General features: G+C 71.1%; 17 protein-coding genes and 1 pseudogene. 6 read left to right on the forward strand and 12 right to left on the reverse strand.

All coding sequences use genetic code 11. From position 1 onward, the window contains the following. Nucleotides 1–134: 134 nt before the first annotated feature. Nucleotides 135–671, forward strand: coding sequence for a GNAT family N-acetyltransferase (locus ACIQK6_RS15230; protein ID WP_030009449.1), 537 nt, complete (start codon nucleotides 135–137; stop codon nucleotides 669–671). Here ACIQK6_RS15230 and pulA read toward each other — a convergent pair. From pulA to ACIQK6_RS15265, 7 genes are all read right to left on the reverse strand, one after another. Continuing rightward, nucleotides 658–6012 (reverse strand): pullulanase-type alpha-1,6-glucosidase, encoded by a 5355-nt coding sequence (pulA, locus tag ACIQK6_RS15235; RefSeq protein WP_402694931.1) that lies wholly within the window; start codon nucleotides 6010–6012, stop codon nucleotides 658–660. The genes ACIQK6_RS15230 and pulA overlap by 14 nt on opposite strands. Nucleotides 6013–6109: 97 nt before the next feature. Beyond that, the gene (locus ACIQK6_RS15240) at nucleotides 6110–7822 is read right to left on the reverse strand and encodes a carbohydrate-binding module family 20 domain-containing protein (protein ID WP_329102678.1); all 1713 of its coding nucleotides are present in this window, start codon (nucleotides 7820–7822) and stop codon (nucleotides 6110–6112) included. 367 nt (nucleotides 7823–8189) lie between these two features. After that, a complete protein-coding gene (locus ACIQK6_RS15245; RefSeq protein ID WP_329102676.1) occupies nucleotides 8190–9191 on the reverse strand; it encodes a LacI family DNA-binding transcriptional regulator in 1002 nt (333 codons plus the stop codon). Then, nucleotides 9188–10837 (reverse strand): glycoside hydrolase family 13 protein, encoded by a 1650-nt coding sequence (locus ACIQK6_RS15250; protein ID WP_402694932.1) that lies wholly within the window; start codon nucleotides 10835–10837, stop codon nucleotides 9188–9190. Before ACIQK6_RS15250 ends, ACIQK6_RS15245 begins: the two co-directional genes overlap by 4 nt. A 50-nt stretch (nucleotides 10838–10887) precedes the next feature. Beyond that, nucleotides 10888–11799: a carbohydrate ABC transporter permease gene (locus ACIQK6_RS15255; RefSeq protein ID WP_329102672.1), complete on the reverse strand. Its 912-nt coding sequence runs from the start codon at nucleotides 11797–11799 to the stop codon at nucleotides 10888–10890. Between the two features lie 2 nt (nucleotides 11800–11801). Continuing rightward, a complete protein-coding gene (locus ACIQK6_RS15260) occupies nucleotides 11802–12863 on the reverse strand; it encodes a sugar ABC transporter permease (protein WP_329102669.1) in 1062 nt (353 codons plus the stop codon). Between the two features lie 7 nt (nucleotides 12864–12870). Next, complete coding sequence (locus ACIQK6_RS15265) at nucleotides 12871–14145, reverse strand: extracellular solute-binding protein (RefSeq protein ID WP_329102667.1); 1275 nt, start codon at nucleotides 14143–14145, stop codon at nucleotides 12871–12873. Between the two features lie 222 nt (nucleotides 14146–14367). On the opposite strand from ACIQK6_RS15265, the gene ACIQK6_RS15270 reads away from it, so the two are divergent. From ACIQK6_RS15270 to ACIQK6_RS15290, 5 genes are all read left to right on the forward strand, one after another. Continuing rightward, complete coding sequence (locus ACIQK6_RS15270; protein ID WP_329102666.1) at nucleotides 14368–16122, forward strand: glycoside hydrolase family 13 protein; 1755 nt, start codon at nucleotides 14368–14370, stop codon at nucleotides 16120–16122. 26 nt (nucleotides 16123–16148) lie between these two features. Next, complete coding sequence (locus tag ACIQK6_RS15275; RefSeq protein WP_329102664.1) at nucleotides 16149–17180, forward strand: LacI family DNA-binding transcriptional regulator; 1032 nt, start codon at nucleotides 16149–16151, stop codon at nucleotides 17178–17180. Between the two features lie 131 nt (nucleotides 17181–17311). Next, nucleotides 17312–18232, forward strand: coding sequence for a hypothetical protein (locus tag ACIQK6_RS15280; protein ID WP_329102661.1), 921 nt, complete (start codon nucleotides 17312–17314; stop codon nucleotides 18230–18232). 168 nt (nucleotides 18233–18400) lie between these two features. Next, the gene (locus ACIQK6_RS15285) at nucleotides 18401–19411 is read left to right on the forward strand and encodes a DUF389 domain-containing protein (RefSeq protein WP_329102659.1); all 1011 of its coding nucleotides are present in this window, start codon (nucleotides 18401–18403) and stop codon (nucleotides 19409–19411) included. A gap of 94 nt (nucleotides 19412–19505) precedes the next feature. Then, nucleotides 19506–20402 carry a phosphatase PAP2 family protein gene (locus ACIQK6_RS15290; RefSeq protein ID WP_402694933.1) on the forward strand — a complete coding sequence of 299 codons (897 nt, stop codon included), beginning with the start codon at nucleotides 19506–19508 and terminating at the stop codon, nucleotides 20400–20402. 136 nt (nucleotides 20403–20538) lie between these two features. Here the strand turns inward: ACIQK6_RS15290 and ACIQK6_RS15295 are convergent, their stop codons facing one another. From ACIQK6_RS15295 to ACIQK6_RS15315, 5 genes and pseudogenes are all read right to left on the reverse strand, one after another. Beyond that, the gene (locus tag ACIQK6_RS15295) at nucleotides 20539–22608 is read right to left on the reverse strand and encodes a phosphocholine-specific phospholipase C (RefSeq protein WP_329102656.1); all 2070 of its coding nucleotides are present in this window, start codon (nucleotides 22606–22608) and stop codon (nucleotides 20539–20541) included. Between the two features lie 128 nt (nucleotides 22609–22736). After that, complete coding sequence (locus ACIQK6_RS15300) at nucleotides 22737–23234, reverse strand: GNAT family N-acetyltransferase (protein WP_329102654.1); 498 nt, start codon at nucleotides 23232–23234, stop codon at nucleotides 22737–22739. 43 nt (nucleotides 23235–23277) lie between these two features. Further along, nucleotides 23278–24462 (reverse strand): hypothetical protein, encoded by a 1185-nt coding sequence (locus ACIQK6_RS15305; protein ID WP_402694934.1) that lies wholly within the window; start codon nucleotides 24460–24462, stop codon nucleotides 23278–23280. A gap of 5 nt (nucleotides 24463–24467) precedes the next feature. After that, nucleotides 24468–24728: a DUF397 domain-containing protein gene (locus ACIQK6_RS15310; RefSeq protein ID WP_329102650.1), complete on the reverse strand. Its 261-nt coding sequence runs from the start codon at nucleotides 24726–24728 to the stop codon at nucleotides 24468–24470. Beyond that, a pseudogene (locus ACIQK6_RS15315) lies at nucleotides 24725–24835 on the reverse strand (transcriptional regulator); the annotation flags it as partial. The pseudogene ACIQK6_RS15315 and the gene ACIQK6_RS15310, both read right to left, overlap by 4 nt. Nucleotides 24836–24932: the final 97 nt, after the last annotated feature.

Here is a 24932-nt window from a genome sequence, read left to right on the forward strand (position 1 = left end):
CGGGCGCCGGACCAACTGCCGGGCGGGCGCCGGAGCAAGTGCCGGGCCAAGTACCGTGCGGGGTAGCGAAGTCGTGCTGAATCCACACCGAATCCGGGGTGTGGCGGCCGGCCATGATCACCGATAATGCCGGCGTGATCATTGATGACGAGATCCTGTTCCGGCCGGCCGAGGAGAAGGACGCCGGCACGCTGGTGCAGCTGTACGACCAGGCCGCCCGGTGGATGCGCAAGCACGGGATCGATCAGTGGAAGCCCGGCGACAAGGACGCCGCGCACTTCCGGTCGAAGATGCGCGAGGGCGAGGTGTGGCTCGCCGCCGATGCCGACGGGCGCGTGTGCGGGGCCTACGAGTTGTGGTGGTCCGACGAGGAGGCCTGGGGGGTCCAGCCGCCCGTGGCCGGCTACGTGCACCGGCTGATGGTGGCGCGCGAGGTGGCCCCCGCGGGGGCCGGGCGGCGCCTGCTCGAACACGCCGAGCGGCGGACCGCCCGGACCGGTCGGGAACGGGCGCGGCTGGACTGCGTCTCCACCAACCCCCGGCTGCTCGCGTACTACCGGGGTGCGGGCTACCGGGTGGTCGGGGAGCTCCCCAACAAGGAGGGGAAGGACGGCAGGACCTACGGGGTGATCCTGCTGGAGAAGCGGCTGGACCGGCTCAGCGCCGTGTGAAGACCGAGACGGTGCGGGCGGGGACGGTGAACTCTCCTGTCTTCGCGTCGTACGCGGACTGCTTGACGGTGGCGTCGGAGCCCGCGGCCTGGACCGGGTGCAGCCGGTAGCCGGTGCCTGCGAGGGCGGGGACGCGCTGTGCCTGGGCGGTGGGGGCCGCGTTGAAGACGACCACCAGGTCGCCGAGGGTCATGGTGATCACGCCCGGGGTCTCGTCCTTGCCCGAGAGGGGGAAGGCCAACCGGGACTGGACCGCCTCGGTCGTGGTGAGGGCGAAGTCGGGCTCGGTGGTGCGGATCCGCAGCAGGTCGCGGTAGGCGGCCGAGGTGGCGCCGATGTCGGTGCAGGTGGGTGCCGCTCCCGTGAGCAGCGGCTTCGCGTAGGGCCACTTCGAGGCGTTGTCGGCGGCCGGGGGCAGACCGCGGCCGAAGCCGTTGCCGTCCCGGCAGTCCCAGTGGATGGCGTTGAACCAGTCGCCGCTGTCGTAGGAGTTGCGGTCCAGGGACTTGGAGCGGAGCAGGTCCGTGCCCGCCTGGGAGAGGGCCGGGCCCTGCGAGAGGGTGGCCGTGGCCATGGCCAGGACCTGCATGCGGGCCTGGTCGCGGGGAGCGGTGCCGGTGGGGAGCTTGTAGCTCAGGGCGTCGGCCAGGGATTCGTTGTCGTGGGCGTCGGCGTAGGCGAGGGCGTCGCCGGGAGCGGCCGCGTAGCCGGCCGGGGCGCCGTTGTAGTCCAGCTCGGAGCCCTTGATGCGGCGGCCGGTGGTGTCGGTGAAGGAGTACGGGGCGAGGTTGCCGGAGAGCCCGACCTTGATCAGGTCCTGGGCGTGCAGGAGGCGGGCCTTCTGCTGTTCGGCGGTGCCGTTCGCGGGCGAGGCGTTCGGGGCGGTGAACAGACCGGACGCGAAGCCCTGGACCCGCGGGTCCTCGTCGAAGGGGCCGCCGCCGCGGACGGCGTCACGGGCCCGGTCGGAGAAGGTGGCGATGCCGGTTCCGGCCATGTTCTTCTGCGTGGCCTGGACGAAGCGGGCGTCGTCGGCGATCTCGCCGAAGTTCCAGCCCTCCCCGTAGAGGACGATCTTCTTGCCGTCGACCCCGTCCTTGGCGACCGTCAGGGCGTCGAGGGCGGAGCGGACGGCCAGGATGTTGGCCTTCGGGTGGTGGCCCATCAGGTCGAAGCGGAAGCCGTCGACCTTGTACTCCTTGGCCCAGGTGACGATCGAGTCGACGACCAGGCGCCCCATCATGGCGTTCTCGGGGGCGGTGTTGGCGCAGCAGGTGGAGGTGGCGACGGAGCCGTCGGCCAGCAGGCGCTGGTAGTAGCCGGGGACGATGCGGTCGAGGACCGACTTGTCCGACTGGCCCGCGGCGACGGTGTGGTTGTAGACGACGTCCATCACCGTGCGCAGTCCGGATCCGTTCAGGGACTGGACCATCTTGCGGAACTCGACGGTGCGGGCCGTGCCGTTCGGGTCGCTGGCGTAGCTGCCTTCGGGGACGGTGTAGTGCAGCGGGTCGTAGCCCCAGTTGTACGCGTCCTTCGCCGCGGCGGCGGCCACGCACGCCTGCTGTTCCTGCGAGTCGGGGGCGTACACCGTGAGCTCGCAGGCGGGCTCGGTGCGGTCGGCGGCCTTCTCCGGGATGGTGCCGATGTCGAAGGCCGGCAGGAGGTGGACGTACGAGGTTCCGGCGGCGGCCAGGTCGCGCAGGTGCCGCATGCCCGCCGAGGCGGTGTCGGTGAAGGCCAGGTACTGGCCGGGGTGGGTGGTGGTGCGGTCCGCGACGGAGAAGTCGCGGACGTGCAGTTCCTGGATCTGCGCGGAGGTGAAGGGGACGGGGGCGGGCTTGCGCAGGGTCTTCCAGCCGGGCGGGGCGAGCTTCGGGTCGGCCAGGTCCACGACCAGGCTGTGGATCGAGTCCGCGGTGAGGGCGGTGGAGTAGGGGTCGGTGACGAGGTTGCGGACCACCTGGCGGGTGCTCGGTGCCCAGACGGTCACGTCGTAGCGGTAGGGCTTGCCGGTCCAGGAGCGTTCGCCGCGCACCGACCAGACGCCGGTGGCGTCGTCGCGGCGCATGGCGACCGTGCGGCCGTCGAGTTCGAGGGAGACCTGCTGGGCGGTGGGGGCCCAGACGGAGAGGGTGGGACGGCCGTCCTTGAAGACGGGGCCGAGGGAGGCGGTCGTCGCGTACAGGTCGTCGAGGACGCCGGCGAGTTGGACGCCGGTGGCGGCGAGGACCGCGCCGTTCGCGGCGCGGGCGCTCGCGACGAGCTGGCCGCGCAGGGCCTCGCGGACCCGGTCGCGGTCACGCGGGTCGACGGTGTAGGCGCCGTAGGCGGCGAGGTGCGGGAACTTCTGCTTCTGGGCGGCGGTGAGCTCGCTCTTGCCCAGCCGCAGCCACTGGGCGCGGCCGGTCAGGGTGCCGTTCTCGGCCTTGACGGCGCCTTCGCGGGAGGCGAGGAGCTGTACGGAGGCGGCCGCGGCGGGAGCGTTCCAGGCGAGGGTGTCGCGGTCGATCCAGACGGCCTGGGACTTGGTGAGGTCCAGTGCGGCGGCGGAGCCGGCGGGCTGCGGGAGGAGGTACTGCTCCTGGCCGCCCAGCATCCACACCTCGTGGCCGGTGGCCTTCAGGTCCAGGGAGCGGTCGGTGGGGAGGTCCTTCTCGTCGCCCTTGTGGAGGATGTAGCTGAGGCTGGTGGCGCCGGGCGCGAGCGGGACCTCGTAGACCGCGCCGTAGGAGTCGGTGCGGGTGGGCGGGAGCGGCTTGGACCAGTCGGTGGGGTTCGCGGCTCCGGTCCAGACGTGCAGGCCCCAGCCGTCGTAGGCGCGGTCGGGGCGCTGGTAGTGCAGTACGGCCTTGGCCTGGTCCTGCGGCGGGTAGGCGGGGCGGTCGGTGCGGGCGGGTTCCTTGCCCTGCTCCAGCCAGATCTCGCCGGTCTTCGTCAGGTCGATGGTGCGGTCGGCGGCGACGTCCTTGTTGCCGTCCTTGTCGATGACGAGGTAGCCGACGGAGGAGGCGCCGGGCTTGAGCTTGACGTGGGCGAAGGCGCCGTAGGCGTCGCGGCCGGTGAAGTCGTGGCCGGCCGGCCACGGCGTGGCCTCCCCCTCGGCGAGGTCGCCCCAGGCGTACAGGCGCCAGTTGCTGTAGTCGCCGTCGGGGCGGTTGTAGTGGACGACGGCGTAGTCGCGCTGGGTGGCGGTGGGGATCTCGGTGGGCGGGGCCTGACCGGTGGCGGAGGCGGCGAGGGCGCTCGCGGTGCGGCTGGCGGAGTCGACGACGACGGCCTTGTAGCGCAGGGCGGTGCCGGCCGGGGTCTTGGCGTCGAGGTGCTGGGTGACCTTGTAGGGGGCGTGGTCGGCGGTGCCGAGGACCTGCCACTTCTCGTTGCCGGTCTGGGCGGCGAAGACGACGCGGTTCAGGCCGCCGCCGCTGACGTCTGCGGAGAGCTCGACGGTGCCGGTGGCGCCGGCGGCCGGGGCCTTCAGGGTGAGGGTGGGCTTAACGGCGGGCTTGGCGGCGGGGGTCACGGCCTGGAGGACCACGGAGCCGAGGGCGGGAACGGGGACGGTGATCTTGCCGGCCGCCGAGGCACGGATCAGCGCGGTGCCGCCGTAGAGGGTGCGGTACTGGGCGCCGGCGGGGGCGTCGAGCTCGACGGTGCGGGATGCGGCGCCGTTGTTGGCGGCGACCAGGTACTCGGTGCGGGTCTTGGCGTCGGTTCGGGCGAAGGCGTAGACGGAACCGTCGGCGAAACGTTCGCTCTGGATGCCGTCGCGCAGGGCCGGGTGTGCCTTCGTCAGCTTCGAGAGAGCACTGATCTGCTGGTAGAGCGGGTGTCCCGGATCGTAAGCATCGCTCGCGTGCGTGCGCACCGTTCCGAGCTGGTCGTCGTCCAAGTAGTCGGCGACCTGCGTGGCGAACAGCGGCTGCCGGGCGTCCTTGTCACCGCCGGCGCCCGTGAAGCCCTGCTCGTCACCGGAGTAGATCACCGGGTTGCCCCGGGCGAAGAACATCAGCTCGTTGGCCAGCCGGTAGCGGTCCAGCAGCTCCTGCTCCCCGGCCCCCGGCCGGTCCTGCTTCAGGAAGGTGGCGAACCGGCCCATGTCGTGGTTGCCGAGGAAGGTCACCTGTTCGTAGGCGTTGGCCTTGCCGGAGGTGTACCGGTAGTCGTCGCCGAGGACGGAGGCCAGCCGGCCGGCCGCCGCGCCCTGGGAGGCGTACCCGCGGATCGCGTCCTGGAGCGGGAAGTCGAGGGTGGCGTCGAGCTTGCCGCGGGTCACGTACGGGGAGGTGACGGCCGTGTCGGCGGAGTAGACCTCGCCGAACATGAAGAAGTCGTCACGGCCGCGCTTGGCCGCGTAGGTGTCGAGGGCGGTCGCCCACTGCGTCCAGAACTCGGTGTTGACGTGCTTGACCGTATCGATCCGGAAGCCGTCTATTCGGAAGTCCCGCACCCACTTCTCGTAGATCTTCTCCATCCCGCTGACGACCTCGGGACGCTCGGTCCACAGGTCGTCGAGACCGAAGAAGTCGCCCTGGTCGGAGGACTCGCCCGCGAAGGTGGAGTCCCCGCGGTTGTGGTACATCGTCGGGTCGTTCAGCCAGCCCGGCACCTTGAGGTTCTTCTTCGCGTCCGGCACGAAGGGCGTCCTCGGGAAGGACTCCCCGTCCACCTTCGGGAACTTCGTCTTCCCGGCGCCGTCCGCGTAGTCCTTGTCGTCGAACGGCACGCCGTCCTTGGTCAGGTAGGGGAACGCCCCCTTCGACAGGTAGGAGTACGACGCCTCCCGGTAGTCCACGACGTCGGCGGTGTGGTTGGTGATGACGTCGAAGAAGACCTTCATCCCCTTCCCGTGCGCCTTGTCGATCAGCCGCTCCAGGTCGGCGTTGGTCCCGAAGTGCGGGTCGACCTGCGTGAAGTCGGTGATCCAGTAGCCGTGGTAGCCGGCGGAGACGTCGGCCCCCTTGCCCTGCACCGGCTGGTTCTTAAAGATCGGCGCCAGCCAGATGGCCGTGGTGCCGAGCCCCTTGATGTAGTCGAGCCGGTCGGTGAGCCCCTTGAGGTCACCGCCCTGGTAGAAGCCCTTGTCCGTGGGGTCAAGGCCGGTCTCCAGGCGCGAGCCGGTCAGGCCGCCCCGGTCGTTGCCCGGGTCGCCGTTCGCGAACCGGTCCGGGAGCACGAAGTAGAACTGCTCCCGGGTCAGGTCGTGCCGGGCCGGTTCGGCGGCCAGTTTCGCGTCCGTGGGCGGGGCTGGCGGCCCGCTGGTCGCGGCCGCGGCGGGGAGGGCGGGCAGGAACGTCACGGCCAGGGCGGCGGCGAGCAGTCCTGCGGCAGGGCGTATCAAGGCAGGTCTCCTTGTGTACGTGTCGCATGGATGAGGGCCGCCCGGCGTGGTGGCGGGGAGGATGGTGCCGGACGGCCCTGGTCTGTGGAGCGGCGGCTCAGTTGCGCCAGGTGTCGGCCAGCGTGACCTTGCCGCTCGCGGGGACGGTGGCGGTGCGGTTGGCTCCGCTCTCCCAGGTGACGTTCCCGGCGGCGTCCTTGCGGAGGTACTTGTACGAGAACGCGGTCCCGGCCGGGAGCGTCACGTCGAGCTTCCAGACGGGGTACGCGGCCGGGTCGAGCTTCAAGGCGCCGCCGGTGTTCCAGTTGCCGAGTTCGGCGCGGTCACCGGTGACGTAGACGTTCTGTCCGGGAACGGTGGTGGCGCCCACGCCGAAGGAGGCCCCGGCGGAGCCGGCCGGGGTACCGGCGCAGGTGCGGGCCCCGGCGTGCAGGGCGAGGGCCGTCCCGGCGGCGACCGTGGCGGTGAACTGCCCGCCCGAGGCGACGGTGACCGTCCGTCCGCTCTGCACGTCGCAGTAGTCGCCGCCCGGCAGCGAGGTCTGGAAGGTCCGGGTGAGCGCGGAGCCCTCGTGGTTGATCGCCACGTACGCCTTGGTGCCGCGCCCGAAGGCGATCTGGTCCCCGCCGTTGTCCCACCAGTTCGTGACGCCCTGACCGTGGGCCACGTTCCGGAAGCCGACCATGGAGGAGATCTCCCGCCAGGCGTGCTGGCACTTCCAGCCGTCGGAGTAGCAGGCGTTCACCGTGCCCCCGACCGGCGGGCCGGCGTCCTTGTCGCTCCACTCGTAGCCGGAGTGCACGTCGGGCGAGCCGTAGGGCCAGGCCAGTGCGAAGACGTTGGCCAGCGTGTAGGCGGACCCGTCCTTGTAGCTGAGGGTGTCGCCGCCCCGCTCGGTGTCGTGGTTGTCGACGAAGACCCCGGCCTGCCCGCTGGGCATGTACCCCCAGGCCTCGCCGAAGTTCTTCAGGTAGGCGAGGTTCTCGCTCTGGAAGACCCGCTTGAGGTCCCGGGCGTACCGGAACTCCTGCACGTCCCCGTTCCCGAGGTACTCGCTCGGCGAGACGGCCTCCCCGGCCCCGAATATCGCCTCCTGCTTCCAGTACGCGCCGGGCTTGGTGAGCCGGGACTTGATGTTGGCGAGGTCGGCGGCGGGCATGTGCTTGGCGGCGTCGATCCGCAGGCCGTCCACGCCCAGCGACAGCAGGTCGTTCAGGTACCCGGCGATGCGCCCGCGCACGTAGTCCTCACCGGTGTCCAGGTCGGCGAGCTGCACGAGCTCGCAGTTCTGGACGTTGCCCCGGTCCTGGTAGTTCGAGATCGAGGCCCGGCAGTCGTCCATGTCGGCGCCCGAATAGAGCCCCGGATACCCGTACTTCGTGTACGAAGACCCGCCGGTCCCGGTGAGGGTGGCTCCGGCGTCCGCCGGTCCGGCCATGTGGTTGATGACGGAGTCGGCGACGACCTTCACCCCGGCGGCGTGACAGGTGTCGATCATGGCCTTGAAGGCGGCCCGGTCCCCGAGCCGCCCGGCGATCTTGTAGCTGACGGGCTGGTACGAGGTCCACCACTGGCTGCCCTGCACGTGCTCCTGCGGCGGCGAGACCTGCACGTACCCGTACCCGGCGGGCCCGAGGGAATCGGTGCAGGCCTTGGCGACGGAGTCGAAGCGCCACTCGAACAGGACGGCGGTGACGTCCTTCTCGCCGGGGGGCGCGGCGACGGCCTGCGGCCCGAGGCCCGTGAGGGTGGCCGCGGCAAGTGCGGTGGTGGCGCAAAAGGTTGCAGCTCTGACGGCTCTGGCAGGCATGCGGGGGCCTCCTGGCGGAAGAGGTGGGGATTGGAGCGACCGTAGGGGCCAGGTAGGAGCCCTGCAAGAGATTGCGCAAGAGATTGCAGAATTGTTTCCGAGGCGTGTCCTCCTGGTCCGGCCCGGACTCCGTCCAGGAGAAGGCGAGTTGACCTCGACGTGCGGCGGGGGCTTCGGGGAGGGCGGGGTCCTCTCGGGCGGTATCGGGGATGGGCATGGGGGTTTCCCGTCAGTCCCATCCCCGATACCGACCAGGCGGCTCCCGACCGCCCACACCCCCGCCATACCTCCCCGACCCCGCCCATTTGCCCGGCGGTTGGGATCCCGGGCGGGGCGGAACAGGCCCGCGCCGCCCCGCCCGGGAGGACTACGGTGCCTGGGCCGTCGAGCCCCGGACCACCAGTTCCGGTTGAAAGACGTACTCCGTGCGCTGGACCGGGGTGCCCGACACCGCCTCCAGGAGGGCGCCCACCGCCGCCGTCGCCATCGCGCGCACCGGCTGGCGGACCGTCGTCAGCGGCGGGTCCGTGAACGGGATCAGCGGGGAGTCGTCGAAGCCGACGACCGACACGTCCTGCGGCACCCGCAGCCCGCGCTCGCGCGCCGCCCGGATCACGCCGAGCGCCATCGGGTCGCTGCCGCACACGATGCCCGTGCAGCCGCGGTCCAGCAGGGCCATGCCCGCCGCGTGTCCGCCCTCCACCGTGAAGAGCGTGCGCTGGATCAGCCCGTCCGCCTCCGCCTCCGGCAGCGCCGCGAGGAACCCCTGCTCCTTGCGTGCCGACGGCACGTACCGGGTCGGCCCGATCGCGAGGCCGATCGTGCGGTGTCCCAGGTCCTGCAGGTGCCGTACGGCGATGTCCGCCGCCGCCCGGTCGTCCGGGGAGATGAAGGGGGCGTTCACGTGCTCGTTGAAGCCGTTGATCATCACGAACGGCAGCCCTCGGGAGGCGAGGCGCTGGTAGCGCGCGGGGTCCGCGTGGGCGTCCGCGTGGAGGCCCGACAGGAAGACGATCCCGGTGACCCCGCGCTCCTCCAGCTGTTCGACCAGTTCGTCCTCGGTGGCTCCGCCGGGGGTCTGCGTGCACAGCACCGGCGTGTACCCGTGCCCGGCCAGCGCCTGCTCGATGACCTGCGCGAACGCCGGGAAGATCGGGTTGGTGAGCTCCGGGATCAGCAGCCCGACCAGCCCGTTGCTGCGCCGTTTGAGCCGGACGGGCCGCTCGTAGCCCAGCAGGTCGAGCGCGGCCAGCACCTTGTGCCGGGTGCCGGCCGCCACGCCCGGTTTGCCGTTGAGGACGCGGCTGACGGTCGCCTCGCTGACCTGGGCCTGCGCGGCGATGTCCGTCAGTCGGAGGGGGGAGGTCACCCCGCCGTCACCTGCCACCACACCGTGGTGTCGGCCGGCAGCACGCCGTCCTCGACCGTCGCGCCGCTGGAGAGCAGTACCTCGCCGGCGACGGGGAACCGTACCGCCGTGCCGGTGGTGTTGGCGGTGCAGAGGAAGGCCCCGCGGCGGAAGACCAGGACGCCCTCGGGGGCCTCCTTCCAGTCCACCGACTCGCCCGCGCCCAGGTCCGGGTGCTCGCGGCGCAGCCGCAGGGCGGCCCGGTACAGCTCCAGGGTGGAGGACGGGTCGCCGGTCTGCGCCGCCACGCTCAGATCCGCCCAGGACTCCGGCTGCGGGAGCCAGCTGCCGCCGGTGCCGAAGCCGTACGGGGCCTCGGTCCCCGACCACGGGATGGGGACCCGGCAGCCGTCGCGGAAGCCGTCCTGGCCGGCCGCGCGGGTGAACGACGGGTCCTGGCGGACCTCGTCCGGCAGGTCGGTGACGTCGGGCAGGCCGAGCTCCTCGCCCTGGTAGACGTACGCCGAACCGGGCAGGGCCAGCATCAGCAGGCTCGCCGCACGGGCTCGCCGCAGACCCAGCTCGCGGTCGCCGGGCTCGCGCAGCTGGGTGCCGAGGCCCGCGGGGTTGGCGAAGCGGGTGGCGTGCCGGGTGACGTCGTGGTTGGACAGCACCCAGGTGGTGGGGGCGCCGACGGTGCGCATGGCGGCCAGCGAGCCGTCGATGACCTCGCGGAGCGCGCTCGCCTCCCAGTCGCTGGTCAGGTACTGGAAGTTGAAGGCCTGCTGCATCTCGTCGGGGCGGACGTAGAGGGCCGTGCGCTCGACGGTCGGGGTCCATGCCTCGGCGACCAGGACGCGGGCGCCCTCGTACTCGTCGAGGATCCGGCGCCAGGACCGGTAGATCTCGTGGACGCCGTCCTGGTCGAAGAAGGGCATGACGTCGTTGCCGAGCAGCTTCAGCTGGTCCTTGGCTCCGAGATCGGGCAGGCCGGGCGCCTTGACCAGGCCGTGGGCGACGTCGACGCGGAAGCCGTCGACGCCGAGGTCGAGCCAGAAGCGCAGGATGGAGCGGAACTCGTCCTGGACCGCGGGGTGCTCCCAGTTGAAGTCGGGCTGCTCGGGGGCGAAGAGGTGCAGGTACCACTCGCCGTCCGCGACCCGGGTCCAGGCCGGGCCACCGAAGATCGACTCCCAGTCGTTGGGCGGCAGCTCCCCGTTGTCGCCCTGTCCGGGGCGGAAGTGGAAGCGCTCGCGCAGCGGGGTGCCGGGGCCTTCACGCAGCGCCTGCTTGAACCATTCGTGCTGGTCGGAGCAGTGGTTGGGGACGAGGTCCACGATGATGCGCAGGCCCAGTTCGTGGGCTTCGCGGATCACGGCGTCGGCGTCGTGCAGGGTGCCGAACATGGGGTCGATGGCCCGGTAGTCGGCGACGTCGTAGCCGGCGTCGGCCTGCGGGGAGGCGTAGAACGGGCTGAGCCAGACGGCGTCGACGCCCAGCTCCTTCAGGTAGGGCAGGCGGCTGCGGATGCCTTCGAGGTCCCCCATGCCGTCCCCGTTGGAGTCGGCGAAGCTGCGCGGATAGACCTGGTAGATCACCGCTTCTCTCCACCAGCCGGGCTGCGTGCCGGTGGAGGTGGGGAGCGCGTCGGCGAGGTGCTGGGTCATGGTGTCCTTGGAGAGATCGGGCCGGGGTGGGAGGGGGCAGGCTCGGGTGGTCAGCCCTTGGTTGCGCCTGCCGTCATCCCGGCGACGAGGTGACGCTGGGCGAAGACGAAGAAGATCGCCGCGGGGATGGCGATGAGCACCGAGGCGGCGCTCATGGCTCCCCAGTTGGAGGTGTACTGCGTGACGAACGTCTGCAGTCCGCCGGCCAGGGTGAGGTTCTCCTCGCCGACCATGAAGGCGGAGGCGTACGCGACCTCGCCCCACGCGGTGATGAAGGCGTAGAAGCCGGTGACGGCGAGGCCGGGCTTGGCGAGCGGCAGGATCAGGCGCCAGAAGGTGCCGAAGGGGTTGAGTCCGTCGACCCGGCCCGATTCGTCGATCTCCACCGGGATGGTGTCGAAGAAGCCCTTCATCATCCAGGCGCAGAACGGCACCGCGATGGTGAGGTAGGTGATGATCAGGCCGAGCGGCTGGTTGAGCAGGCCGAGGTCGCCCATGAGGTTGTAGAGCGGGACGATGAGGATCGCCATCGGGAACATCTGCGTGATGAGCAGGGTCCACATGAGCGGCTTCATGCCGGGGAACTTGAAGCGGCTGACCGCGTATCCGGTGGTGGCGGCGATGAAGACACCGAGGACGGTGGTGATGCCGGCGACCAGGACGGAGTTGCCGAACCAGCTGAGGAAGTGGCTCTGCTCCAGCAGGTTCGTGTAGTTGCTGAGGGTCGGTTCCTTGACGAAGTCGGTGGTGACCGCGTGCTTGGCCGGCTTGAGCGAGGTCAGCACGATCCACAGCACCGGGAAGACGGCGATCACGGACGCCACGACGAGGGTGCCGTGCAGGCCGATGGAGGCGAGCGGGGAACGGCTGCCCCGGGGGCGGGCGGTCGCCTTGTCGGCGGTCGCCTTGCCGGGGGTCGCCTTGCCGGGGGTGGCCGTACGAGCGGTGGTCGCGGTGGACATGGTCACCACACCTCTCCCTGCTTGCGCAGCGAGCGCCGGTAGACCAGCGCGAAGATCATGAGCAGGGCGAGGATCAGGACGCCCCACGTGGCCGAGCCGGCGAAGTCGCGCGGGCTCGACACGAACGCCTCGCGGAAGGCCTGCGTCACCAGGATCTCGGTGGAGTCGCCGGGTCCGCCCCGGGTGAGCAGGAAGATCACCGGGAACATGTTGAAGGTCCAGATGGTGGAGAGCAGGATCACCGTCATGCTCACCGTACGCAGCCCGGGCAGGGTGATGTGCCGGAAGCGCTGCCAGGCGCTGGCGCCGTCCATCTCGGCGGCCTCGTAGAGCTCGCCGGGGATCGACTGCAGGCCGCCGAGCAGGGCGACCATCATGAAGGGGATGCCGAGCCAGACGTTGACCGTGATGACCGAGAACTTGGCCCAGGTCGGGTCGTCGAGCCACGGGATCGCGGCTATGCCGCCGCCGTCGAGGATCTTGTTCAGGATGCCGTTGTCGCGGTTGAAGAGGAACCGCCAGGCGAAGACGGAGACGAAGCCGGGGACGGCCCAGGGGAGGATGAGCGCCATCCGGTAGGCGGCGCGGCCCCGGAAGTCCCGGTTGAGCATGTTGGCCAGGACCAGACCGAGCGTGAAGGTGATGGACACGCACGCGACGGTCCACATCACCGTCCACACCAGCCGCTGCAGGAACACCGGGTCGCTGAGCACGTCCACGTAGTTGTCGAGTCCGACGAACTGGTACGTGGCCTCGATGTGCCGGGCGCCGATGGTGCGCGAGACGTTGCGCTCGGTGGCGTCGGTCAGCGACAGGTAGACGCCCCGGACCAACGGCCAGCCGATGATCACGCCGAGGACGAGCACCACCGGGGCGACCATGGCCCAGGCGTACCAGTGCGTGCCGACGGCGCGCCGGAGGCCGGACGCGCCTTTCCCGCCGCGGGCACCGCCGCGGTTACCGCTGTCGCTGTCAGTCCTGCGGCTCCGGCCGCGGGCGGCGACGTCGTTCTCGACGTCGTCGCCCGCGGCCTTCGCCACCGACTGGCTGGTGTGAGCAGCCATGGTTTCGTTACTTCCAGCCCTTGAGGATCTTGCGGAACTCGACGCCGGCCGCCTTGGCCGCGTCCTCCGGGCTCGACGCCCCGGTGATCGCCTTGGTGTATTCGACCTTCAGCGGCTCGAAGAGGGATCCGTTCTCCGGGATCCAGGCGCGCTCGACGGCCTTGTCCACGGCCGGCTTGAAGAACTGGACCATCTCGTTGCCCTTGACGTCCGGCTGCTCGTAGGCGGCGGTACGGGTCGGGAGCAGGCTGAGGTCCTTGGTCGACTGCACCTGGACCTCCTGAGAGGTCATGTACTCGACGAAGGCGTGCGCGGCGGCGGTGTTCTTGGAGCCGGCGTAGACGGCGAGGTCGTGGCCGCCCTGCGGGGCGCCGGCCTTGGCCGAGCCGGCCGGGACGGCGGCGATGCCGAGGTTGGCCTTGTCCTTGAACTGGTCGCCGGCGTAGGTGTCGGCGACGGCCCACGGACCGTTGATCATCATGGCGGCCTCGCCGGTCTTGAAGGCCGTCTGCATGTTGGCGTAGCCGTCGGTGGCGTTGGTGATCGCCGCACCCGAGGCGACCAGGTCGCGGGCGGTCTTGAAGGCCTTGACGCCCGCCTCGTTGTCGACGGTGACCGTCTTGTTCTTGGCGTCGACGAGGTCGCCGCCCTCACCGTAGATCAGCGGGAGGAACCAGTAGGAGTCGTCGCCGCGCAGGTAGAGGGCGGCCTTGCCGGTCTTCGCCTTGATGGCCTCGGCGGCGGTCTTCACCTCCGCCAGCGTCTTGGGGGGCTGGACGCCGGCGTCGGCGAGCATCTTCTTGTTGTAGAAGAGGCCGAGGCTGTCGATGACCTGCGGGACGGCGTAGGTCTTGCCCTCGAACTTGCCGCTGGCCGCGGCCTGCGGGAGGAACTCGGCGTCGACCTTCTTCGCCGTGTCGGCCGGGACCTCGTCGAGGTAGCCCAGGGAGGCGAAGTCCGCGACCCAGCCGACGTCGGCACGGATGACGTCAGGCGCGTCGGAGCCGCTGCTGAAGGCGTTCTTGACCTTGTTCTGCGCGTCGCCGTACGGGACGTTGACGTACTTGACGGTCACCTTCGGGTGCTTCGCGGTGAACGCCTCGGCGATCTTCTGGAAGCTGGCCTTCTCGGCGTCGTTCGAGGTGTCCCAGTACGTAACCGTGCCGGAAAGCTCGCCGCCCGCCTTGGTGCCGTCGGCCGCGTTCTTGTCGTCCCCACCGCAAGCCGTCGCCGCGAGCGCCAGGGTCGCGACCAGCGCGGTGGCCGCTATGCCACGCCGCATATGAACTCCTTCGATGATCCCGGCCGCGCCCTCGCGGTCCCGAGTTGCCAGGAACGTAACAAGACTGAAAGAGGACCGAAAGACCTTGCGCAAACTTTCTGCAAGCGGAGGCGATCGTTACATCCGTGTGTCCGTACGGTTGCCGCAGCTTGCTGTTAGTTCGAGTCACCTTCGACTGCCGGGGCCCGCAACCAGGGGGCATGTACCCGCGTTGACCCCGATATGACCCACGACTCGACGGCCGTCCAGCTTGCAAGCTCTTCCAGCAACGCGACCGCGAGCGGTGGCTGGTGGCGCGATGCCGTCATCTATCAGGTGTACGTGCGCTCCTTCGCCGACAGCGACGGGGACGGCATCGGGGACCTCCGCGGGGTCCGCTCCCGCCTCCCCCACCTCGCCCGCCTCGGGGTCGACGCCGTGTGGCTCACCCCCTTCTACGTCTCCCCGCAGGCCGACGGCGGCTACGACGTCGCCGACTACCGTGCCGTCGACCCCCTCTTCGGGGACCTCTCGGACGCCGACGAGCTGGTCCGGGCCGCGCACGCGCTGGGGCTGCGGGTGATCGTGGACGTGGTGCCGAACCACACCTCCGAGCAGCACCCGTGGTTCCGCGCCGCCCTCGCCGGGGATCCGGGGGCCCGCGAGCGCTACCACTTCCGCCCCGGGCGGGGCGCGGGCGGCGCGGAGCCCCCGAACGACTGGGAGTCGATCTTCGGCGGCCCCGCCTGGACCCGGGTCGCGGACGGCGCGTGGTACCTGCACCTCTTCGCCCCCGAGCAGCCCGACCTCGACTGGGACCATCCCGAGGTCGCCGCCGAATTCGCCTCCGTCCTGCGCTTCTGGCTCGACCTCGGCATCGACGGGTTCCGCATCGACGTCGCCCACGGCATGGTCAAGGCCCCGGGCCTGCCGGACATCGGCCGCGGCGCACAGGCCACCTTGATCGGCACCGAGCCGCTCCCCTTCTTCGACCAGGACGGGGTCCACGAGATCCACCGTTCCTGGCGCCGCCTCCTCGACTCCTACGGGGGCGGGCGCATCGGGGTCGCCGAGGCCTGGGCGCCCACCTCGGAGCGGCTCGCCCTGTACGTGCGCCCCGACGAACTGCACCAGGCCTTCAATTTCCGCTTCCTGAACTGCCCGTGGGACCCCGCCGCGATGCGCACCGTCATCGACGAGTCCCTGGCCGCCACCACCGCCGTCGGCGCCCCGACCACCTGGGTGCTGTCCAACCACGACGTCGTGCGCCATGTGACGCGCTACGGCGGCGGGGTCCGCGGCCTGGCCCGGGCCCGGGCGGCCGCCCTGCTGATGCTGGCCCTGCCCGGGTCGGCCTACCTCTACCAGGGCGAGGAGCTCGGCCTTCCGGAAGTGGCGGACCTCCCGGACCGGGTCCGCCAGGACCCGGCCTTCCGCCGGGGACGCCGTCGGCCGGGGAACACGGACGGCCCGACCGCCTCGGAACCGGAGGGACAGGACGGGCTGCGCGACGGGTGCCGGGTGCCGCTCCCCTGGTCCGGCGCGGAGCCCCCGTACGGCTTCGGGCCGACCGGCAGCTGGCTCCCGCAGCCCGCCGGCTGGGGCGGCCTCAGCGTCGCCGCGCAGACCGGCGACCCGCACTCGACGCTGGAGCTCTACCGCGCCGCCCTGGAACTGCGCCGGGCGATGCCGGGACTGGGGGCGCCGGAGGCCGGTACGGGGGCGGGAACGGAGGTGGGGGTCGACGCGGGGTCGGGGGTCGACGCGGGCGCCGATGCCCCGGCCGAAGCCCCGTACGCATGCGGAATGCGCTGGCAGTCCGCCCCCGAGGGCGTGCTCCTCTTCACCCGCCCCGGTTTCGCCTGCACCCTCAACACCCGCCCCGGCCCGGTCGAACTTCCCGCGCCCGGACGCCCCGTACTCTCCAGCGCCCCGGTGGAGACGGACGGCCGAACCGTCCGGCTTCCCCCGGATTCGTGCACGTGGTGGTCATGGTGAACGTCCGACCGGTACAGTCCAATCCCGTGACCGCACGGCTAGCCGACATCGCAGCCCAGGCGGGGGTCAGCGAAGCCACAGTCAGCCGCGTGCTCAACGGCAAGCCCGGTGTGGCCGCAGGCACCCGCGAATCCGTGCTGGCCGCCCTCGACGTACTCGGCTACGAGCGGCCCGTGAAGCTGCGCCAGCGCAGTGCGGGGCTCGTCGGTCTGATAACTCCCGAACTGGACAACCCGATCTTCCCGGCGCTCGCCCAGGTAATCGGCCAGGCGCTGACCCGGCAGGGGTACACGCCGGTGCTGGCCACGCAGACGCCCGGCGGGTCCACCGAGGACGAGCTGACCGAGATGCTGGTCGACCGCGGGGTCTCCGGGATCATCTTCGTCTCCGGCCTGCACGCCGACACCACGGCCGACATGGGCCGCTACGACCAACTCCGCGGACAGGGCGTCCCGTACGTCCTCATCAACGGGTTCTCCGAAAAGGTGCAGGCCCCCTTCGTCTCCCCCGACGACCGGGCCGCGATGGTCCTCGCCGTCACCCACCTGACCGCGCTCGGGCACACCCGCATCGGGCTCGCGGTCGGGCCGAAGCGCTTCGTGCCGGTCCTCCGCAAGATCGAGGGCTTCCGGCTCGGGATGAAGGAGCGGCTCGGACTCGACGAGACCGAGATCGAAGAGCTGATCCAGCACTCCCTCTACTCGCTGGAGGGCGGCCAGGCCGCCGCGTCCGCGCTGATCTCGCGCGGCTGCACGGCGGTGGTGTGCGCGAGCGACATGATGGCGCTCGGCGCGATCCGGGCGGCCCGCCAGCAGGGGCTGAAGGTCCCGCAGGACGTGTCGGTGGTCGGCTTCGACGACTCCCCGCTCATAGCGTTCACCGACCCGCCGCTGACGACCATCCGCCAGCCCGTGCAGGCGATGGGGCAGGCGGCGGTCCGGACCCTGCTGGAGGAAATCGGCGGCACGCCGGCCCCGCACAGCGAGTTCGTCTTCCTCCCCGAACTGGTGGTGCGCGGCTCCACCGCCTCGGGCCCGGGCCAACGCCGCCGGGACTAGGGCGTCCCGCGCGAGGCCGCGATCGGCTGCCCGGACCGAGTGCCGACGCGGTGCCCGCCCGGACCTCGGCCTCGAATGGTCGACGCGTGTGATCATGGGGCGACACGTTCCTTCGCCCGCGAGGTGATTATTTGACGAAAGTGGCACTGCGGCCCTACGCACTGTTGCCTCGGCAGTACGACGAACGGAAGGTCCTGGCCTCCACGGTGGACGCGTGGGGAAGGGCCCTCTGGTTGATGTGCGCCAACGCCCGGTTCCAGCCCCGGCCCTACGGCTGGCGCTCCGTGGAGCCTCCGGAGTTGCCCTTCGACGCGCTCCTCGTCATCCGTGACGGGGACCACGTCCACGAGCGGACCCTGTACGGCGTGGCCACGGTACCGAAGCGGATCGACGCGCTGAGCCGGGACGAGTTCGTCCTGTACGGCTTCGGCCGGGGGGACCGGGACAGGCGCAATGGTCAGCTCTTCGGCCGGCAAGGCCGTTCCCGTCGACGCTTCTCCCTGGGCTCCGGCCTCCAGCACATGGTGGCGGACGGCCGGGCGAACCTCTGGACCGGCTACAACGACGAGGGTGTCCACGGGGACCCCATCGGTGCGGGCGCCCTCATCCGGTGGGACACCGGCGGCAACCGCCTCCACGGCTTCTACCCGCCGAAGCCCCACCACATCGTGGTGGAGATCGACGGGCTCAACGTCACGGACTCGGTCGTCCGAACCGTCTACGGCCCCGGCTCGCCCCTGGCCGAGCTGCGGGTCGGGGAGCCGATCCGGTTCCGGAAACTGCCCGTTGCCAATGCGTGGGGCCTCGCCGTACGGGACGACCGCCTGCTGCTACTCGGAGGCGCCGAGCCGGGCACCGCCCACCCCCACCTGCGGCAGGTCCACCACTGCCGGCTGACCGACGGCGGGGCGGTGATCACCGGCAGGGGCGAGCTGACCTGGCCGAACGGCGATCCCGTACGCCGGTACACCCGCCCCGTCGGCCGCGGACCCCACCTCTACGTGCGCAACCGCCCCTCCATGCGGCTGTGGTACCGGCTGAGCGTGCCCTAGCCGCATTGCCTCGTGATGTCGCGATCGGTCGGCGATCTCGTGGAGGCCGATGTCGTGGAGGCCGATGTCGTGGCTGACGGGCCGGCCGCCCGGGGCGCTACCGGCGCGCGGGGCCGGGCGGTCGTGTTGCTGCGGCGGCGCGGGGATCCCGGTCCCGATACTGGGCAGATGCCCTTGACCGGCCGGCTGCGCGACAGGATCCTGCCCGACCACAAGCGACGTTCCCTGGAGGACCTCCAGGAGGATCTCGACCTGTCGTCCGGGGACGGTCGGGCGAAGCAGTCGGCCTTCTGGACCATGCTCACGCTGTCCTCCGTGATCGCCGCGTGCGGGATCCTCACGGACTCCACCGCCACCGTCATCGGGGCGATGATCATCGCCCCGCTGTCCACGCCGATCATGGGGATCGCCCTCGGCGCCGTGCAGCGCCGCCGCTCCACCGCCCTCGCCTTCGTGGCGCTCGGCGGCCTGCTGGCGCTCCTGATCGGTGCGGCGGCCTCCCTGGTGGTGCCCCCGTCGTACGACTTGCTGTCGGACAGTCAGATCTCCGGCCGGACCTCCCCCGGGCTCCTCGACCTGATCGCCGCCCTGGCGACGGGCTTCGCCGGGGCCGTGGCACTGTCCCGCAAGGACGTCGCCGCGGTCCTGCCGGGGGTCGCGATCGCGATCTCCCTGGTGCCGCCGCTCGTGGTGACGGGCGTGTGCGCCGGCCAGACCTCGTGGTGGCTCGCGCTGGGCGCGTTGGTGCTCTTCGTGTCCAACCTCCTCGCCATGGTCTTCGCGGGCATGGTGGTCTTCGCCGCCCTCGGGTACACCCGGCCCGTCGGGCGTCCCGCCCGGGGGCGGGCCCCGCGCCGCGCCTACGTGATGCTCGGGCTGCTGTTCACGGCTGTCCTGCTGCCGCTGGGCGCCAACACGGTGACCGCGGTCCTGCTGAACGCGTGGACCTCGCGGACCTGGACCGCCGCCGAGCGCTGGCTCTCCGCCAGCCCCGGTTCGGCGGTCACCGGAGTCGACGCCCAGTCCAGGACCTTCTACGTCCACGTGCGCAGCCCCGGGGACCTCCCGCCGATCGACGACCTGCTCGAAGACCTCGAAGGACAGCTCCCCGACGGCATCCCGATCGTGGTCGACGCCACCCGCGGACAGCAGATCGTCGCCGGGAAGGTGGGGGGCTGATGCGGCGACGTAGTACCCAGGTCTGAGCGGCTGCGTCGAAGACCGTACCGAGGGATGATCGGAGGCGGGAACGCATCTGGCAGACTCTCTGCCCATGGGTGAATCGAGCGTGAAGACACTGGAAACCCGGACGGACGTCTCATCACCCACCGTGGTCGAGACCGAGACCCGCCCGGGGTCCGAGCGCACCCTGCTCACCCGGTTGCGAGCCCCGCGCCGGCCCCGGATCTGGTTCGAAGTGCTGCTCATCGCGATCAGCTACTGGACCTACTCGCTGATCCGCAACGCCGTGCCCGAGCAGAAGGCGGCGGCCCTCGCCAACGCCGACTGGATCTGGAGCGCCGAGCAAACCCTCGGCATCGCCGTCGAGCAGTCGGTCAACCACGCGGTCAACTCCGTGACGTGGCTGATCGTGGGCATGAACTACTACTACGCCACGCTCCACTTCGTCGTGACGATCGGCGTGCTGGTCTGGATCTACCGTTTCCATCCGGGGCGGTACGCCGCCACGCGCATGGTCCTCTTCGCCACCACGGGCGTCGCCCTGGTCGGCTACTACTGCTACCCGCTCGCGCCGCCCCGGCTGATGAACGGGCAGGACTTCATCGACACCGTGCTGGTCCACCACACCTGGGGCTCCATGGCCTCCGGCAACCTCAAGCAGATGTCGAACCAGTACGCGGCGATGCCGTCCATGCACATAGGGTGGTCGCTCTGGTGCGGCCTGACGATCTTCGCGGTCGCCTCGGCCCCCTGGGCCCGGATCCTGGGCCTGCTCTACCCGACGGCGACCCTCGTCGTCATCGTGGCCACCGCCAACCACTTCTGGCTCGACGCCGTGGGCGGCATGCTCTGCCTGGCCTTCGGCTACACGGTCTCGCGGTCCTGGTACGGCTCCTTCGCCCACCGCCTGCCCCGCCACCCCGAGCACACGGGCCCGCACCCGGCCGCGGAGCTGCTGAACCGGGTCCGGGTCCGTACCCGCGCCTGAGGCTGCTGCTGCCCCGGCGCCATCCACTTCCCGGGCGCGGTGAGGGTCTCGAAGCCCGCCCGGGCGTAGACGGCGTGCGCGTCGGCGGTGGCGAGCAGCACCCGGCGCAGCCCGGAGCGCGGGCGCGGGCCGGGGGTCAGGAGCCCTGGTTCGTCAGGATCGCCGGGTCCGACAGGCCGGCCGCGCCCGTCTCGACCTTGCCGGCGAAGCGGCGGCCGAAGTCCGCGAACTCGGACGCGGTGACCGTCACGTCGTACCAGCGTCGGGTGTTCTTCAGGGAGACGCTGTACGTGACGGTGGCGCCCTTGGCGACCGTGAGGCGCTTGGGGCCGCCGCCGTAGGCGTTGGTGACGGTGAGCGTTGCGGTCGACGCCCCGGCGTTGGTGAGGGTGAGGTCCAGGTTCCCCGTGGTGGCGTTGTGGCGGGCGGTGACCTCGGGGCCGGGGGTGGTACCCGGGTTGCGGAAGCCGCGCAGGAAGCCGTTGGGGCCGTGAACGGTCAGGTCGGTGACGCCGGCCGAGTAGCGGGTGTTCCAGGCGTCCGAGATCGACGTGCCGGCCCCGGTGGTGTACGTCCAGGGGGCGTCGGTCCGGTTGCCCGCGGTGACGTAGAACTGCGCGCCCAGGTCCGGGCCGCCGCTGAAGGTCAACTTGAACTTGCCCTCGCCGGTGAGTGCGGCGCCATCCACGTACGGGGCGTACTTCAGCGGACGGGTGCGGCACTGGCCCTTCTCCTGGCGCGGCATGCTGCCCACGGCGGGCGGGGTGGCCCGGAAGTCGGGGTGGCGCTCGCGGTCCTGCGGCTGCCACGCGCCGGTGTCGGGCAGCGACACCGCGGCCGTGTCCCGGCGGGCGAAGTCGAAGGCCGAGGTCAGGTCACCGCAGACGGCCCGGCGCCAGGGCGAGATGTTGGGCTCGTGCACACCGAAGCGCTTCTCCATGAAGCGAATCACGGAGGTGTGGTCGAAGGTCTCGGAGCAGGAGTAGCCGCCGGTGCTCCACGGCGAGACGACGAGCATCGGGACGCGCGGGCCGAGCCCGTACGGTCCGGCGACGTAGCCGGTCTTGCCGGGGAAGACGTCGAGGGCGGTCGGCGTGGTCGACAGGCCCTGGCCCGCGTTGGCCGGGGCGTACGGCGGGACGACGTGGTCGAAGAAGCCGTCGTTCTCGTCGTAGGTGATGAACAGTGCGGTACGGGCCCACACGTCGGGGTTGGAGGTCAGCGCGTCCAGCACCTGCGCGATGTACCACGCGCCGTAGTTGGAGGGCCAGTTCGAGTGCTCGCTGAAGGCCTCGGGGGCGGCGATCCAGGAGACCTGGGGCAGGGTGCCGGCGGCGACGTCGGCGCGCAGCCGGTCGAAGTAGCCCTCGCCGGTACGGGCGTCGGTGCCGGTGCGGGCCTTGTCGAAGAGCGGGTTGCCGGGCTGGGCACTGCGGTAGTTGTTGAAGTAGAGGAGCGAGTTGTCGCCGTAGTTGCCGCGGTAGGCGTCGTCGATCCAGCCCCAGGATCCGGCGGCGTCGAGACCGTTGCCGATGTCCTGGTAGACCTTCCAGGAGATGCCGGCCCGCTCCAGGCGCTCGGGGTAGGTGGTCCAGCCGTAGCCGGCCTCGGCGTTGTTGAGGACCGGGCCGCCGCCGGTGCCGTCGTTGCCGGTGTGGCCCGACCAGAGGTAGTAGCGGTTGGGGTCGGTCGAACCGATGAAGGAGCAGTGGTAGGCGTCGCAGAGGGTGAACGTGTCGGCGAGGGCGTAGTGGAAGGGGATGTCCTCGCGCGTCAGGTACGCCATGGTGGCCGGCGTCTTGGCGGGCACCCAGTTGTCGTACTTGCCCTTGTTGAAGGCGCTCTGGCCGCCGGCCCAGTCGTGGTTGAGGCCCTGGAGGAACTCCATGCCGAGGTCGTCGGACGGCGGGCGGAAGGGCAGCGTCTCCTCGCCCGCGTTGTCGGCCTGGTGCCAGACGGACTTGCCGCTGGGCAGGGTCACCGGGCGCGGGTCGCCGAAGCCGCGGACCCCGCGCAGCGCGCCGTAGTAGTGGTCGAAGGAACGATTTTCCTGCATCAGGACCACGATGTGCTCGACATCGGCGATGGTGCCGGTCGTCCCCTGCGCGGGGATGGCGGCGGCGCGCGCGATGCTCTCGTTGAGCAGGCTCAGGGCGGCGGCGCCGCCGGTGAGCTGGAGGAAACGGCGGCGGTTGAGTTCTGCCATGGCGAGAAGGACCTCTGCTCTGTTCGAGGATGCGTGAGCGCTCTTCAGAACAGCGTGCCCGGAGTACCGGAGGGCAAGCCCGATGTGACGGCTGCGGGTACGTCAGGCGAACGGCGGGCCAGGAGGGGTCAACACGCGCGCTCGTATTCGACCTGGGTGAGGGGCTTCCCGTCGCCGAAGTCGAAGGGGCGGGCGGCGCCGCTCTCGGTGAAGCCACACTTGGTGTAGAAGCGGCGGGACTGCGGGGTGTCGTGCAGGGTCCACAGGTGGGTCCGGGCGAATCCGTCGGCGCGCAGCTGGTCCAGCGTCCCGGTCATCAGCGCGGCCGCGATGCCGCTGCCCCAGCCGTCGGGGTGGCCGTAGAAGGAGAGGATCTCGGCCAGCCCGGGCCGGGTCGAGGACGTCCTGAAGGCGCTCAGCGCCAGCGGACGGCCGTCGTGTTCGGCCAGCAGGATCGGGGGGTCCGCCTGCCCGACCCTTTCGTGCCACCGCGTTCGCCGGCTCCGGACACCGTCTGCGGCGAACTCGGGATCGAAGAAGGGGGCGTAGGACGCTTCCCAGGCCGCGGCGTGGATCTCGCCGAGGACGTCCCCGTCGTACGGGCCTGCGCGACGCACTGTGAACATGCCCTCACCGTAACTCCCCGGCGTTCCCGTGCACTTGGGAATGTCAGACCGAACGCCTGCTGAACCCGAAGATCCGCCTTCGTGCGGGAGCCGGTAGGGGCACGAGCTCCTTCGAGGGCGTCGGTGGGGGGCCGCCCGCGCACGGGCCGATCCGCTCCAGAGCCTCGGTGAGGGTGCGGACGTAGGCCGCGTCCACCAGGATCCGTATCCGCTCGAAGGGGTGTCCGAGCCGTTCCTCCTGCGCCAGGATCCGGCCCAGCAGGGGCGCTGCGGCGACGGCCGGGGCGCCGATCTCCCCGAGGTGACGGACGGCCTCCTGCACCGGCACGGTCGGATGCCCCGCCCAGGCCGGGTCCACCTCGGCCAGCAGTACGGGTACGGCGGGCTCGGGGTCCCCGGTGATCCGCCAGTACGCGTGCGCGGCCGCGACCCGGGTCCACGCGCCGGGCGAGTCCAGCAGGCCGCGCACGGTGTCCGCGTGGGCCGCGGCCAGCGGGCCGAGATCGGCGAGGAAGGGCAGGCCGTGGCCGGCCGCCCCGGATCGCACGGCCGTTCCGCACACGTCGAGGGCGAGGGTGGGATCACCGGTGACCCGCCAGTGCGCCCAGGCGGCCGGCCGCGGGTGGTGCCGGCGGGCGCGCGGGGCACGACCGGTGGCGAAGTCGGTCAGCCGGTTCGCCGTCCCGGCCGCGGCGGGCCCGATCCGACCGAGGACGCGCAGGGCGTCGTAGGCGTATTCGGTGTCCAGGTACCGGGTCACCTCGGGCACGGCGGGGGCGGCGGCCGCACCGCAGAGCGCGAGGACGTCGAGGGCGGTGGTGTTGCCGTGGTAGTCGTCGCCGTCGCGCAGCAGCTTGGTCAGCATGACCGGAGCCAGCTCGGCTGCGGGCAGCGCGGCCATGACCCGGGCCTCCGGTCGGCTGTAGGGGAGCCCGCCGTGCTCCGCGAGGCGCCGGAGGGCCGGCAGGGCCCGCAGGTCGCCCATCCCGGCAAGTGCCAGGGCGCGCGCCTGCACGTCGTGGCCGACGGCGGTCCCGAAGGACCCCTGATGTCGGCGGAGGTCCTCGGCGATCCGGTCGGCATGCCGGGCGACGGCCCGGCCCGCCTGGACGAGCGCCTTGTCGGCGTCGTAGCTCGACGCCTCGGAACAGACCGCTTCGACCACGACGTCCCAGCACGCCGGATCCGGCCGCCGGTACCGGTGCACGGCCTCGACGGCAGAATCCACCCGTCTCACGAGGTGACGGCGTGGGCGACGAAGTCGCTCCAGGCAGCCGGGGTGAGCGCGAGCCGGGCGTACTCGGGCCGCTTGGAGTCCCGGACGAGGACGGTACCGGGGGTGTGGGCGACCTCGACGCACTCGTTGCTGTCGCTGGCGCTGTAGCTGCTCTTGGTCCAGGCGACCTCGATGCAGTTCGGGCCGTCGTTGGTGCTGTAGCTGCTCTTCACCCACGTCAGCGCGGAGAGGCTCTCGCCCGACGGCTTGATACTCATGTCTCTCCCAGTACCTTCTCGATGAACGTCAGCGATGCGCGAGGCGTCAGAGCCTGTGCCCGGATCATGCCATAGCGCATGTCCAGGATCTGGACCTCTTTCGGTTCAGTGAGCTTCTTCGATGTGGCCACCGATCGGGTGACGGTCCGTGAAGCGAAACGAGCGAGGCCCCCGGGCTGTTGATCGAGATGTCTGACGTCTCAA

It is taken from the genome of Streptomyces sp. NPDC091682 (genome assembly GCF_044756625.1).
Taxonomy (GTDB): domain Bacteria; phylum Actinomycetota; class Actinomycetes; order Streptomycetales; family Streptomycetaceae; genus Streptomyces.

Bases quoted from the DNA above. Each gene is read 5' to 3' on its own strand.
- ACIQK6_RS15260 (WP_329102669.1), bottom strand. From the start codon at position 12,863: ATGGCTGCTCACACCAGCCAGTCGGTGGCGAAGGCCGCGGGCGACGAC.
- ACIQK6_RS15290 (WP_402694933.1), top strand. From the start codon at position 19,506: ATGGGTGAATCGAGCGTGAAGACACTGGAAACCCGGACGGACGTCTCA.
- ACIQK6_RS15240 (WP_329102678.1), bottom strand. From the start codon at position 7,822: ATGCCTGCCAGAGCCGTCAGAGCTGCAACCTTTTGCGCCACCACCGCA.
- ACIQK6_RS15310 (WP_329102650.1), bottom strand. From the start codon at position 24,728: ATGAGTATCAAGCCGTCGGGCGAGAGCCTCTCCGCGCTGACGTGGGTG.
- ACIQK6_RS15285 (WP_329102659.1), top strand. From the start codon at position 18,401: ATGCCCTTGACCGGCCGGCTGCGCGACAGGATCCTGCCCGACCACAAG.
- ACIQK6_RS15295 (WP_329102656.1), bottom strand. From the start codon at position 22,608: ATGGCAGAACTCAACCGCCGCCGTTTCCTCCAGCTCACCGGCGGCGCC.
- ACIQK6_RS15270 (WP_329102666.1), top strand. From the start codon at position 14,368: ATGACCCACGACTCGACGGCCGTCCAGCTTGCAAGCTCTTCCAGCAAC.
- ACIQK6_RS15255 (WP_329102672.1), bottom strand. From the start codon at position 11,799: ATGTCCACCGCGACCACCGCTCGTACGGCCACCCCCGGCAAGGCGACC.
- ACIQK6_RS15300 (WP_329102654.1), bottom strand. From the start codon at position 23,234: ATGTTCACAGTGCGTCGCGCAGGCCCGTACGACGGGGACGTCCTCGGC.
- ACIQK6_RS15265 (WP_329102667.1), bottom strand. From the start codon at position 14,145: ATGCGGCGTGGCATAGCGGCCACCGCGCTGGTCGCGACCCTGGCGCTC.
- ACIQK6_RS15250 (WP_402694932.1), bottom strand. From the start codon at position 10,837: ATGACCCAGCACCTCGCCGACGCGCTCCCCACCTCCACCGGCACGCAG.